General features: G+C 42.9%; 10 protein-coding genes, 1 tRNA gene and 2 rRNA genes. 5 read left to right on the top strand and 8 right to left on the bottom strand.

Annotated elements, in window-relative coordinates; genetic code table 11:
- Position 1: 1 nt before the first annotated feature.
- The 5 genes from AACV20_RS03005 to AACV20_RS02985 all read right to left on the bottom strand — a co-directional run bounded on the left by AACV20_RS03005 (position 2) and on the right by AACV20_RS02985 (position 7,058).
- Entirely contained in the window at positions 2 to 1,741 is a 1,740-nt protein-coding gene (locus tag AACV20_RS03005; protein WP_170906864.1) for an acetolactate synthase 3 large subunit, read from the bottom strand.
- Positions 1,742 to 2,172: 431 nt separating this feature from the next.
- Positions 2,173 to 3,981: an AMP-dependent synthetase/ligase gene (locus AACV20_RS03000; RefSeq protein ID WP_026028312.1), complete on the bottom strand. Its 1,809-nt coding sequence runs from the start codon at positions 3,979 to 3,981 to the stop codon at positions 2,173 to 2,175.
- 197 nt (positions 3,982 to 4,178) lie between these two features.
- Positions 4,179 to 5,138 carry a transcriptional regulator LeuO gene (leuO, locus tag AACV20_RS02995; RefSeq protein WP_026027287.1) on the bottom strand — a complete coding sequence of 320 codons (960 nt, stop codon included), beginning with the start codon at positions 5,136 to 5,138 and terminating at the stop codon, positions 4,179 to 4,181.
- A gap of 343 nt (positions 5,139 to 5,481) precedes the next feature.
- Positions 5,482 to 6,528, bottom strand: a complete 1,047-nt coding sequence (locus AACV20_RS02990; RefSeq protein ID WP_170906863.1) for an MJ1255/VC2487 family glycosyltransferase — start codon at positions 6,526 to 6,528, stop codon at positions 5,482 to 5,484.
- A complete protein-coding gene (locus tag AACV20_RS02985; RefSeq protein WP_017046472.1) occupies positions 6,525 to 7,058 on the bottom strand; it encodes a phosphatase PAP2 family protein in 534 nt (177 codons plus the stop codon). The genes AACV20_RS02990 and AACV20_RS02985 overlap by 4 nt, the downstream gene beginning before the upstream one ends.
- 459 nt (positions 7,059 to 7,517) lie before the next feature.
- On the opposite strand from AACV20_RS02985, the gene leuA reads away from it, so the two are divergent.
- The 5 genes from leuA to AACV20_RS02960 all read left to right on the top strand — a co-directional run bounded on the left by leuA (position 7,518) and on the right by AACV20_RS02960 (position 13,226).
- Positions 7,518 to 9,065 carry a 2-isopropylmalate synthase gene (gene leuA / locus AACV20_RS02980; protein ID WP_013856011.1) on the top strand — a complete coding sequence of 516 codons (1,548 nt, stop codon included), beginning with the start codon at positions 7,518 to 7,520 and terminating at the stop codon, positions 9,063 to 9,065.
- Between the two features lie 73 nt (positions 9,066 to 9,138).
- Entirely contained in the window at positions 9,139 to 10,230 is a 1,092-nt protein-coding gene (leuB, locus tag AACV20_RS02975; RefSeq protein WP_081245355.1) for a 3-isopropylmalate dehydrogenase, read from the top strand.
- Positions 10,231 to 10,289: 59 nt separating this feature from the next.
- Entirely contained in the window at positions 10,290 to 11,711 is a 1,422-nt protein-coding gene (gene leuC / locus AACV20_RS02970; RefSeq protein ID WP_094125434.1) for a 3-isopropylmalate dehydratase large subunit, read from the top strand.
- Between the two features lie 14 nt (positions 11,712 to 11,725).
- Complete coding sequence (leuD, locus tag AACV20_RS02965) at positions 11,726 to 12,328, top strand: 3-isopropylmalate dehydratase small subunit (protein WP_017042706.1); 603 nt, start codon at positions 11,726 to 11,728, stop codon at positions 12,326 to 12,328.
- 112 nt (positions 12,329 to 12,440) lie between these two features.
- Positions 12,441 to 13,226 (top strand): DUF547 domain-containing protein, encoded by a 786-nt coding sequence (locus tag AACV20_RS02960; protein WP_013856007.1) that lies wholly within the window; start codon positions 12,441 to 12,443, stop codon positions 13,224 to 13,226.
- A gap of 40 nt (positions 13,227 to 13,266) precedes the next feature.
- Here AACV20_RS02960 and rrf (AACV20_RS02955) read toward each other — a convergent pair.
- From rrf (AACV20_RS02955) to rrf (AACV20_RS02945), 3 genes are all read right to left on the bottom strand, one after another.
- Positions 13,267 to 13,382, bottom strand: a 5S ribosomal RNA gene (gene rrf, locus AACV20_RS02955).
- A gap of 31 nt (positions 13,383 to 13,413) precedes the next feature.
- A tRNA-Thr gene (locus AACV20_RS02950) sits at positions 13,414 to 13,489 on the bottom strand.
- Between the two features lie 67 nt (positions 13,490 to 13,556).
- A 5S ribosomal RNA gene (gene rrf / locus AACV20_RS02945) occupies positions 13,557 to 13,672 on the bottom strand.
- Positions 13,673 to 13,767 lie beyond the last annotated feature (95 nt).

Here is a 13,767-nt window from a genome sequence, read left to right as displayed (position 1 = left end):
ATTATGTTCTCTCCGTTTTACTTAACCACATTTTGTCCATCCCTTCGCCTTTAATTTGCATTGGGTAGACGTGCTCCGTTTCATCCACATTAATATCAACAAAAACCAATCGATCTTTCATATCGAGTGCTTTTTTAAGCCCGGCTTCAAGTTCATCAGGCTGTGAGATACGGATGCCAACGTGGCCATAAGCTTCTGCAATTGCTGCAAAATCGGGAACAGAACTCATATAAGAATTAGAGTGACGTCCTTGGTAAATAATATCTTGCCACTGTTTTACCATGCCAAGAAAACGGTTGTTTAAGTTAATAATTTTCACTGGAATATCATATTGCAACGCGGTGGAAAGCTCTTGGATATTCATTTGAATACTGCCATCCCCAGTGACAATCACTACCTCTTCTTCTGGCATGGCAAATTTAACCCCCATTCCAGCGGGTAAACCAAACCCCATGGTGCCCAAACCGCCAGAGTTGATCCAACGACGAGGCTTATTGAATGGATAATAAAGTGCGGCGAACATTTGGTGCTGACCAACATCGGAGGCCACATATGCGTCTCCATTAGTCAGTTTATGTAAAGTTTCAATCACTTGCTGCGGCTTAATGCGTTCGCTGGATTTCTCATAAGCTAGGCATTGGCGGTCGCGCCAGCTTTGGATATCTTGCCACCATAGTTCAAGCGCCTGCGAATCATTACAGCCACCTTGCTCAGAGAGCAATTGCAGCATAGTTTCCAGTACTTGTTCAGCTGATCCCACTATCGGCAGATCGACTGGCACATTTTTAGAGATCGACGAAGGATCAATGTCAATGTGCATGATCTTAGCGTTCGGGCAATACTTTTCTAGATTATTGGTCGTACGGTCATCAAAACGCACGCCAATACCGAAAATTAAATCCGCATTGTGCATCGCCATATTGGCTTCATACATGCCATGCATTCCAAGCATGCCTAACGCATTTTTATGAGTTCCAGGGAAAGCACCAAGCCCCATTAACGTGCTGACTACGGGTAAATTGAGCGTTTCAGCCAGTTGTAAAATGTGCTGATCTGCGCCTGAAATAACAGCGCCACCACCAATGTACAATACGGGTTTTTGGGCTTCTAACAACGCTTTTAGCGCCTTTTTAATTTGCCCTTTATGACCAGAAGTAGTTGGGTTGTATGAGCGCAGTTTGATCGACTCAGGATACGTGTAAGGGAGTTTGATCTGAGGATTCATCACATCTTTAGGCAGATCGATCACGACCGGCCCCGGGCGCCCTGTTGAGGCAATATAAAAGGCTTTCTTAATGGTTTCAGGAATATCTTCAGCTTTTTTTATAAGAAAGCTGTGTTTGACGATCGGACGAGAAACCCCAACGATGTCACATTCTTGAAACGCATCGTTACCAATGAGGTTATTTGGCACGTTGCCTGAAATAACAATCATTGGAATTGAGTCCATGTAAGCGGTAGCAATCCCTGTGACGGTATTCGTCGCCCCTGGGCCAGAACAAACAAGTACCACACCCGTTTTTCCGGTTGCTCGAGCATAGCCATCTGCCATGTGCGTGGCCGCTTGCTCGTGGCGAACAAGGACATGTTTAATTTGGTCGGTTTTTGCGTGCAGCGCATCGTAAATATCAAGAACGGAACCACCTGGGTATCCAAATATTTGCTCTACACCTTCTTCGATCAGAGATTGAACCACCATCTCTGCGCCAGATAACATCTGTTGATTGGATTGCGTTGCCATTTTTTCTCCTTACCAGTACCCAACACATGGTCAGTCAATGGGCCTGGTTTTACATAGTTTAGGGCTTATTTGTAGCCTAATTCGAAAACTTTCCACTTTCGGCTATGTCTTGCTTTTGTCATAACAAAAAACAAGGTAACGCAACAACTGTAACTCTTTCTTATCATCGGGTCGAACGCCAAATAGCGCACACTTTGGCAAATATTTGGTTAAATGGAATTTTATTAGGTAACTATCGTAAAACCGGCATTAAAAACAGCTCAATCCATGAGTAATTAGCAAAAATAAAGCAAAAAATATTACCATGCAGCAATGTGGCGTTATGAGGAAGCGAGGTTTAACTTCCGTCGTAATATAAAAAATCCCCCACGCTTTATCTGAAAAGCAAGTGGAGGATTTTTAAACAATGAAAAAACTATCTTAAGATAATCTTACTCACCTTTAGTCTTTTCTTTGTACATTTCCTCGATTTCATCTTGGTAACGATCACTAATGACTTTTCTACGTAGTTTCTGAGTCGGCGTCAGCTCACCTTTGTCCATTGAAAAAGCCTTAGGTAATAATTTAAACTTTTTCACCTGCTCAAATTTGGCTAGCTCTTTTTGCAAATCATTGACTCGTTTTTCCAGCATCTCAACCACTTGGTTGTTCTTGATAAGATCTAATCTGTCATGATATTTGATGTTGAGCTCCTTGGCGTAAACCTCCAAGCTGTCATAACAAGGTACAATTAAAGCCGATACAAATTTACGTGTGTCAGCAATCACCGCAATCTGTTCAATAAAGTGATCTTTACCAATCGCTCCCTCAATAACTTGTGGCGCAATGTATTTACCACCGGAGGTTTTCATCAGCTCTTTGATACGATCAGTGATGAAAACATTACCTTGCTCATCAATGTGTCCAGCATCCCCTGTTTTGAGAAAACCTTGTTCATCGAATGCTAACGCCGTTTCTTCTGCCATTTTATAGTAGCCGCGCATAACCATTGGTCCGCGAACAAGAATTTCATTGTTGTCACCGATTTTGACCTGAGCTCCTGGCATCGACATGCCTATTGAATCAGGATTAAAACACCGGTCATCCCAACAAGAAACCGTTGCTGTGGTTTCCGTCATGCCGTAGCCCAACTTCACGTTAATGCCAATGGCATGGAAAAATCGGCCGATGGTTTCATCTAATTTCGCGCCACCGCAAGGCATGAAATTAATCCGCCCACCAAGCAATGCACGCAATTTAGACAACACGATTTTATCCGCTAACGCGTAACTCTTTTTCAGCATGAAGGATGGTTGGCGCTTTTCTTGGTGACAAAGAGCCATCTTAGCCCCCATATTGACCGCCCAAGTAAACAGCACTTTTCGATGCAACGGCGCTTTCGAGACTTTTTCGTGAATAGCGGAGAAAATTTTCTCGTAGAAGCGAGGGACGGCACACATTACCGTTGGCTTTAGCTCACTCAATGCATCACGTACTTGCATCGTATCCTGCAAATAACAGTTAGTTGCACCGCTGTAAAGAATGTAAAAAGTCCACGCCCGTTCAAACACGTGTGACAATGGTAAAAAACAGAGTGACACATCATCCTTAGAGATGTTTAACCGCTCATCATGCCCTTCAAGCTGAGCGCCAATATTACGGTAATCAAGCATCACGCCTTTAGGTTGACCTGTGGTGCCAGAGGTATAGATGAGCGTCAGCAGATCATCCATATTCGCCTGTTCAAGGCGAGACTCTAATTCCGCTTGCTGGCCATCTGTATTTTGTTCAATAAAAGTCTGCCAATGGATGCCATGTTGAAAACTTTTTAGATCAATGCCATCACTCATGGCGACAATTAATTCAAGCTGTTCGCACTCATCAAAAAAATCCAGTGCCGCATCGTATTGTGCCTGTTCACCGACCAAGAGCACTTTGACATCAGCATCTTGAATAATATAACTGGCCTGCGCTGGCGTATTAGTTGGATAAATAGGTACCGTAACGGCTCTTAACTGCAAAGTAGCCAAGTCAGCTATTGTCCACTGCGGCATGTTATTCGAAAAAATCCCGACTTTATCTTGGATTTTTATACCTTGCGTTAAAAGTGCAAGTGACATCGCATCGATACGTTGACCAAATTGCTTCCAGCTGATCCCATGCCACTCTTTCTCTATTTTGTGTTTTAGAGCAATGCACTCGCCACCTTTGACAATCTGTTCACGAATTCTTTTTACGATATGGAAATTTAAATTGGGCATCTTTTTTACCTGTAGCTTACACATGTAAGCTTTTTGAGCGCACAAGTGTACATTTAGAAGCAAAAAAGGCAACTGACGGATGTCAAAGTTATCAATTAATTCTACAGACAAAAAAGCCCTGAATGGATATAACCAATTCAAGGCTCAAAGAGGAGTATCACTAAGTTTAGATCACCGTACAAATTAACGGGTACACGTTAGTTTAATGCAACAACTTCGCCGCAAATCATCATTAACTGATCACGCAGCCAAATATGGCCTTTGTCTTTTTCACTAGACTCATGCCAACTGAGATAACCACTGATTTGACCATTTGCAAATGGGAAATCGAGGATTTGTAACTGATCTCGGTTAGCCGCATTCTCAACCATCCAACGAGGTGCAATCGTCACCAACTCAGATTGTCCGACCACATAAAGCACATTGCTCAAACTGGTCCCTTCATAATAAGGAACACAGTCTAATTCGCGGTATGCTTGCTCAGAAAAGCTACGTTGCCCATGGATGCGAGATAACTTCGCATGCTTTTCAGCTGTTAGGCTATCAGCGTTAACAGAGCCATTGATACGTGGATGAGACTTAGATGCCACCACCACTAATTCATCTTGGAAAATTTCCGTACTGGAGAATCCTTGTTCATCAAAACGCGCGTAATCAATCACAAAATCGATCTCTTGGTAACGCATACGCTCGGCTAACAAACGGTTAAATTCCGCATCAAGATGAAGTTGGACCAAAGGCGCTTGTTCATGAACTGATGACATAATTTTCGGCGCGAAACGCATATCACAAGGACTGCAAATCGCTAATTTAAATAAGCGTGTTGATGTTTCAGGAGAAAACACCGAACTTGGCAGTTCATTACGGATTAATTGCAGTGCTTGACGCATCGGACCGAACAGTTGACGTGCACGTTGAGTAGGTTGAATACCTCGCCCTTGTCGCATAAACAGTTCATCATTAAACATTACCTTCAAACGCGCTACAGCATTGCTGACTGCTGGCTGAGACATACCCAAATTATGAGCGGCACGGGTAATATTTTGCTCTTGCATTACTGCATCAAAAACCGTCAGCAGGTTTAAATCTACACCACGTAATGTGCTTTCCATGCGGTAACTAGCAATAGCGCTCATTGCATCTTTTTTATCTAACATTTTTGGGACGCCTCTTGTTGTTATCGTCAATACCGTAAAAGTAATTTTTTAGAATAGATAACCTGCCATTTATTATATTTACCCAGACACAACTGGGTGGAGGCTACTATCTGCTAAGCATTTATCGATTGGCAACAAGATTGATAAAATATCAGTTTTTTTTATCCAAACAAAAAGATTGTCCTTATTTATCAGTACGATGTATTTTTATAAAAAACCATAAAACAGAAAAATTTATGCATTTTATTCAAAACATTGAATCAAGTGATGAATAACAAGCCTTCACCTTGATACATTCACCAAATAAATTAATTACGTCAAAATTCAAAGCATTTCGTCAATATTAGCTAAATGACACATAACTAGGGAAATCAACCTGTCGCCATAAAGACTGGCTCAGCTCTTTATGATTATCCCATTTGCCATTTTGTACCCATTCAACCAAGGCTTTCGCTACATTAGGATAGACAACGCGCTCGACATGTTTTTCATCCAACCAACGGCGTAACTCCGACGGGTCCAAAAACTCCATAGATGCAGCAAGTCCGAGATTCTCAAGAGTGGCAACGTTACTTTGCTGCTCAAATTGACCTGATAGTGGCTTAAGTAGCAGCTTTTTACCCAATGAAAGTGCTTCTGATGGTAATTCAAAGCCACCATTAGCAATCACGCCATCGCAGCGATGCAAGTGATATTGAAAATAGGTATGACATAAGGGACGCAACTCAACATTTTCAACGGATTGCGCTTCCATTAAGGAAGGGTGATAACAAATAAATGCTTGATTTGAAAAACGAAAAAGCAACTCAAGAATCTCATCAACATGCTCAAATGGAAGATAGACCAAAATGAAATGCTCACTAGACGTATGCTGCTCTGAACGATAGATAATCGGAGGAAGGATCGGTTGATCAAAATGATACCAATGTAAACCGACGTGGTAATTGGCAGGCGCAAACTGTTGAATAATCTGTTTATCCAGCCAACTTGCCCCTTTCAAAGGCACATTATAACGAAATGCATTTTGATGACTTATCCCAATACACGGAATACCTTGCTGTTTAGCCGCCCATGCCGATACTGGTTCAAAGTCATTAATGACCAAATCATACGGAGACAAATCGAGGTTTTTTGTCTCACTCACGAAAGTCAGCAAATTATTATTCAGCGCCGTTTTAACGTAATTTACGTGTCCCTGTTCAGTTTCAAAAGTAAAACCGCGCCGAGTTTGGTAATCACCGAAACTTTCCATCGAAAAGTATTTCTCTTTTTCACGTCCAGAAAAGAGAAATTGCACATCAATTTTGGCCTCTTTCAACGCTTCACTCATCACTCGTGAACGAGCAATATGGCCATTTCCGGTGCCTTGGACACCATACAGAATTTTCAAAAGCCTCTCTCCACCAACCACAAAGCAAATCTTGCGCTGCTTACACCAAGCAGCGCGCCAATCACGATATCCGTCAAGAAGTGAACCCCAAGTAGGATGCGAGATACGCCAATTAAGCCAGCCCAAACCAAGACAAAAGCATCGCTATGAGGATAGAAGTGGCCAATTAATGTCGCCATAACAAACCCTGCAGCCGTATGACCAGAGGGCAAACTGTAGCGATCCGAAGGGGTAATAAAGGCAATGAATGAAGGAGAAAACTCTTCAGGGCGACGACGCTGAAAGCTATTTTTCAATCCCCAATAAATAGGGAGTTCAATCGCGAAAGCGGCCAGTCCAGCTATTAAGAATAGGTGGCCATTAAGCGGGTCTAAATACCAAGCTAAAGCACCAATCAACGCGTACAAATGCCCATCCCCAGTATGGGAAATAGCTTTGCTGATCTGCGCTACAGGCTGATTAAAACGATGCTGTAAACAAAATAGCGAAAACGCTACGTCAAACTTAACAATTTGTCCGATGGCACGCATGAGCGACTCCTGTCATTCCATAAACCTCTTACGCTCTAAACGTAGAAGTTTAAAATGACAAATACGTGACTGTTTGTTGGAGAATGAATGAATTTAACCGATGACAAACGTTCTTGCGTGAAAACATTCCGCGCTACAAAAAGTGATCCTCTCTACCAATTCTGCTCATTTTTACCGCTTTTGACTAAAACTGATCCGATATGAATAAAAAAACAACTTAATGGTTGACGAGTTAAGTCGAGTACGGTACTAATTTGTTAACTTAATCTTGTGGAATGTTACGAATGACTATCCGTTTTTCTATCCTGCTGGGCCTGCTCCTTATCGTGAACCATTCGCGCGGGTAGGTTGTGGAAGAAAAACACCACACAAGATGACAAGAGCCCGCACTGAGATGCGGGTTTTTTTATAACTATATTTAGGAAGTAAACGATTAACCATCGGTGCAAGGGAGCAAACATGAATAATCAAGTCATTATATTCGACACCACATTACGTGATGGCGAACAAGCTTTGTCAGCAAGCTTAACCGTTAAAGAAAAACTGCAGATTGCTTACGCATTAGAGCGCCTTGGTGTTGATGTTATTGAAGCAGGTTTTCCAGTTTCCTCCCCTGGTGATTTTGAATCGGTCAAAACGATTGCCAAACACATTAAAAACAGCCGCGTCTGCGCGCTTTCTCGCGCGGTAGCAAAAGATATTGATGCAGCGGCCGAAGCTCTGAAAGTCGCTGATGCTTTTCGTATCCATACGTTTATTTCAACCTCAACCATTCATGTGCAAGATAAATTGCGCCGCAGTTATGATGATGTGCTCGAGATGGCAGTCAGTGCGGTGAAACACGCCCGTAACTACACTGATGACGTCGAATTTTCCTGTGAAGATGCGGGCCGAACACCCATTGATAATCTCTGTAGAATGGTCGAAGCCGCAATTAATGCCGGAGCTAAGACCATCAATATTCCAGACACGGTCGGTTATACTGTTCCTAGCGAATTTGGTGGCATTATTCAGATGCTGTTTGAGCGAGTCCCTAACATAGATAAAGCCATTATTTCCGTTCATTGCCACGATGACTTGGGAATGTCAGTCGCAAACTCGATTGCCGCTGTACAGGCTGGCGCAAGGCAAATAGAAGGCACCATCAACGGTATTGGTGAGCGCGCTGGTAACTGTTCACTGGAAGAGATCGCGATGATCATCAAAACTCGTCAAGAATTCCTCGGCGTACATACTGGCTTAAAGCATGATGAGATCCACCGCACCAGTAAGTTGGTTAGCCAACTGTGCAATATGCCGATTCAAAGTAACAAAGCGATTGTCGGTGCCAACGCATTTAGCCACTCGTCAGGCATTCATCAAGATGGCATGTTGAAAAACAAAAACACTTACGAAATCATGACTCCAGAGTCAATTGGCCTAAAAAACCAAGCGCTGAACTTAACGAGCCGCAGTGGCCGCGCCGCAGTAAAAAGCCATATGGATAGCATGGGTTACAATGAAAACGAATACAACCTCAATGCCTTGTATGAAGATTTCTTAAAATTAGCAGATCGTAAAGGCCAAGTGTTTGACTATGACTTAGAAGCTTTAATGCACTTTTCAAATCTGCGTGATGAAGACGATTTCTACAAATTGAACTATTTGAGTGTTCAATCAGGCAGTGTTATGGCGACCACCAGTATAAAATTACTTTGTGGTGATGAAGAAAAGTGTGAAGCTGCCGTTGGTAATGGCCCTGTCGATGCGCTTTACCAATGTATTTACCGTCTAACTGGCTATGAGATCGTATTGGATAAATTTGACCTTACCGCCAAGGGCGAAGGTGAAGATGGACTCGGGCAAGCCGATATTATTGCCAACTACAAAGGGCGAAAATATCACGGTACAGGCGTCTCTACGGATATTGTCGAAGCATCAGGACAAGCCTTGTTGCACGTAATCAATAGCATTCATCGTGCCGATCAAATTGCAGAAATTAAACAAAAGAAAGTGGCAACCGTTTAACGTACCTAGATTAGAGCTTTTAGTCTTTAGAGCTCACTGGGGCAAGCAAATATAAAAATAGTAAAGGACTAACATGACAGACAAAACATACAAAATTGCCGTTCTTGCAGGTGATGGTATCGGCCCAGAAGTAATGCAACAAGCACACAAGGTATTGGATGCGATTGAAAAAAAACATGCTATCCGGTTTGCCAGAGAAGAACATGATGTCGGCGGGATTGCGATTGATAACCACGGTTGCCCGCTGCCTGAAAGCACCATTAAAGGATGTGAAGAAGCAGACGCCGTATTGTTTGGTTCCGTAGGCGGCCCTAAATGGGAGCATTTACCACCCAACGACCAACCAGAACGCGGCGCACTCCTACCGCTTCGCAAACATTTTCAACTGTTTTGTAACTTGCGTCCTGCTCAAATTCACTCCGGCTTAGAAAGCTTTTCTCCTTTACGATCCGATATCTCCGATCGTGGCTTCGATATTGTGGTTGTTCGGGAATTGACTGGTGGTATTTATTTTGGCCAACCCAAAGGACGAGAAGGCGAAGGGGCAAATGAAAAAGCATTTGATACCGAAGTTTACCACCGCTACGAAATCGAACGCATTGCAAAAATAGCGTTTGAGTCCGCACAATTACGTCGTAAAAAAGTATGCTCAGTCGATAAAGCGAACGTATTACAAAGCTCTATCTTATGGCGTGAGGTCGTGGAAGAGATCGCAAAAGATTATCCGGACGTCGAGCTTTCACACATTTATATCGATAATGCCACTATGCAGCTCATTAAAGATCCCTCTCAATTTGATGTCATGCTGTGCTCTAATATTTTTGGTGACATCATTTCCGATGAATGCGCCATGATCACAGGCTCAATGGGCATGCTACCTTCCGCTAGCCTTAATGAAAGCAATTTCGGTCTCTATGAGCCAGCAGGTGGCTCTGCACCTGATATCGCAGGAAAGAACATTGCTAACCCAGTTGCACAAATTCTTTCCGCCGCTTTAATGCTACGTTATAGCTTGGGCGAAGAAAGTGCCGCTCAAGCTATCGAAAATGCCGTATCAAAGGCGCTTACCGCAGGCGAACTCACCGCAGATCTTGCCAGTGGTAAATCGGCACTTTCAACCTCTGAAATGGGCGATAAAATTGCCAGCTATATTTTAAACTCATAATTAGTAGGACTAGGCTCGCCTAGTCCTTTATAAAGCTCAAAGAGCTCAAGGAAGAAGCAATGTCGCAAGCAAAAACCTTATACGAAAAAATTTATGATGCCCACATTGCGGTATCAGCTGAAGGGGAAACCCCCATCCTTTATATCGATCGTCATCTCGTTCATGAAGTGACATCACCGCAAGCATTTGATGGTTTACGCGAAAAGGGACGTAAAGTTCGTCAGACGAGTAAAACATTCGCTACCATGGACCATAACGTTTCAACCACCACAAAAGACATTAATGCCTCGGGTGAGATGGCTCGAATCCAAATGGAAACATTGTCCAAGAACTGTGCTGAGTTTGGCGTAACACTCTACGACTTAAATCATAAATACCAAGGCATCGTTCATGTCATGGGGCCAGAATTAGGTATTACTCTTCCCGGTATGACCATTGTCTGCGGTGACTCACACACAGCAACACATGGCGCATTTGGCTCGTTAGCGTTTGGCATCGGTACATCAGAAGTTGAGCACGTACTTGCAACCCAAACATTGAAACAAGCTCGCGCGAAAACGATGAAAATTGAGGTGACAGGCAAAGTCGCTCCAGGCATCACCGCTAAAGATATCGTGCTAGCCATTATAGGTAAAACAACGGCGGCCGGTGGTACAGGCTATGTCGTTGAATTTTGTGGTGAAGCGATTACCGATCTTTCAATGGAAGGTCGTATGACGGTGTGCAATATGGCGATTGAGCTTGGAGCAAAAGCCGGTCTTATCGCCCCTGATCAGACTACTTTCGACTACATTAAAGGTCGCAAGTTTTCTCCTCAAGGAAACGATTTAGAAGCTGCCATTGAGTACTGGGCAACGCTAAAAACCGATGATAATGCCAAATTCGATGCAGTCGTTACCCTAAATGCCGCGGACATCAAACCACAAGTAACGTGGGGCACAAACCCAGGCCAAGTAATTGCTGTCGATGAAACCATTCCATCTCCCGATAGCTTTAGTGATCCTGTCGAAAAAGCATCAGCAGAAAAAGCATTAGCGTATATGGGACTGGAAGCGGGTAAATCCTTATCAGACTACAAAGTGGATAAAGTTTTTGTCGGTTCTTGCACAAACTCTCGCATTGAAGATATGCGAGCAGCAGCTCAAGTCGCGAAAGGTAAAAAAGTCGCACCACACGTTCAAGCATTGATTGTTCCAGGTTCAGAGCAAGTTAAAGCGCAAGCGGAAGCGGAAGGCTTGGATAAAATATTTATTGAAGCGGGTTTTGAATGGCGCTTGCCGGGCTGTTCAATGTGCTTGGCTATGAACAATGACAGGCTCGGTGCAGGTGAACGCTGTGCATCAACATCCAACCGCAATTTTGAAGGCCGCCAAGGTCGAGATGGCCGCACACATTTAGTCAGTCCTGCAATGGCCGCCGCCGCCGCCATCGCTGGACACTTTGTCGATATCCGTAATATTCATTCTTCAACACTCAACTAAACAGGGGATCACCAATGTCAGGTTTTAAACAGCACACAGGTTTGGTCGTTCCTCTTGATGCAGCGAACGTCGATACAGATGCCATTATCCCTAAGCAATTTTTACAGAAAGTAAATCGCACTGGTTTTGGCAAACACCTTTTTCATGATTGGCGTTTTCTAGATGATGCAGGTCAACAACCTAATCCAAATTTTGTCATGAATAAACCTCGCTATGAAGGAGCGAGCATTCTACTTGCTCGTGAAAACTTTGGATGTGGTTCTTCACGAGAACATGCCCCTTGGGCTTTAGCGGATTACGGCATCAAAGCCATGATTGCACCCAGTTTTGCGGATATTTTTTATGGTAACTCAATCAATAACCAAATGGTTCCAGTCCGCCTTACAGAGCAAGAAGTTGATGAAATATTCCAATTTGTTGAAGGAAATGAAGGTGCTCAACTAACTGTAGATCTTGAACGAATGGAAGTTAAAGCCAATGGAAAAACATACTCATTTGAAATTGATGAATTTCGTCGCCATTGCTTACTTAATGGATTAGACAATATCGGTTTGACGCTACAGCACGAAGATAAAATCGCTGATTATGAAACAAAAATTCCTAGCTTTTTGAAATAGCGAGTATCGATTTAATTTCCAGAGGTTGGTGTAGATGCACCAACCTTTTATTTTATCTGAAATTTATCAATCCCTACCTAGGTCATATAACCTATGAGATGAGAGGTAAACGATGAAATATCTATTAACGCTATGTTTGACACTCGGGTCAACGAATGTATTTTCTGCTCCTAAATCACAACTATGGGATTATTGGAACTCTAGTAATGAAGAAAATACACAAGCCATTTCACATCAAATTTGGCAGACAACACTTGATACTTATCTAATCCAAGAAAATCACAACAACCTCTTCGATTATCAAAGGGTCAACTCAAAAGATAAAGAGCAATTAGAGCTCTATATTTCACAATTATCAGCCCTTGATCCAAGAGAGTATGCAAAGCTGGAACAATATGCTTACTGGGTCAACTTATATAATGCCTTAACAGTTAACTTAATCGTCGATCATTATCCAATACCATCCATCACTAAACTGGGAGGATTTTTCTCATTTGGCCCTTGGGAACAAAAGATCATTACCATCAATCAAAAAGAGCTGACTCTCAATGATATTGAACATCGAATTTTAAGACCCATTTGGAAAGATCCTCGAACCCATTATGCGGTCAACTGCGCAAGCCTTGGCTGCCCAAACTTACAAAAGCAGGCTTTCACAGCAGAAAATACTGAATTATTACTGGAGAAATCAGCCACTGAGTTTATCAATAGCGAAAAAGGAGTAAAGGTCACCAATGATAAATGGGTTCTGTCTTCTATTTATGACTGGTTTGCTGAAGATTTTGGAACGAAACAGCAATTATTTGAGCACTTAGTGCAGTACAACAAGGCACTAAAAAGCGAGAAAAAGAGTATCAGCTATCACTATGATTGGACATTGAATGATACGAATAGATAGAAAAAAACCTCAGCATTTCTGCTGAGGTTTCGTAATTCAGACCTGGCGATGTCCTACTCTCACATGGGGAGACCCCACACTACCATCGGCGCTGTTGTGTTTCACTTCTGAGTTCGGCATGGGTTCAGGTGGGTCCACAACGCTATGGTCGCCAAGCAAATTCTTTTAGCTTACAGAGCTATAAAACTGGTGCTGATACCCAGAATCGAACTGGGGACCTCATCCTTACCAAGGATGCGCTCTACCGACTGAGCCATATCAGCACACTGTATCTTGTGTCACAAGTGACTAAAAAGCCCGCTCTTACAAACGGGCTCTTATAAATTCAAAGCCTGGCGATGTCCTACTCTCACATGGGGAGACCCCACACTACCATCGGCGCTGTTGTGTTTCACTTCTGAGTTCGGCATGGAATCAGGTGGGTCCACAACGCTATGGTCGCCAAGCAAATTTCTTAATTCGGAAAGCTGCTTCGTTCTCATTCACACATTCAATGTTCTTCCATTGAGTCCACAAAACCCCTTCGGTGTTGTATGGTTAA

It is taken from the genome of Vibrio sp. B4-6 (genome assembly GCF_963888245.1).
In the GTDB taxonomy this organism is placed as follows: domain Bacteria; phylum Pseudomonadota; class Gammaproteobacteria; order Enterobacterales; family Vibrionaceae; genus Vibrio; species Vibrio anguillarum.
Note: the sequence above shows the minus strand (reverse complement) of the source record. Positions and strands in the feature narration are given on the sequence as shown.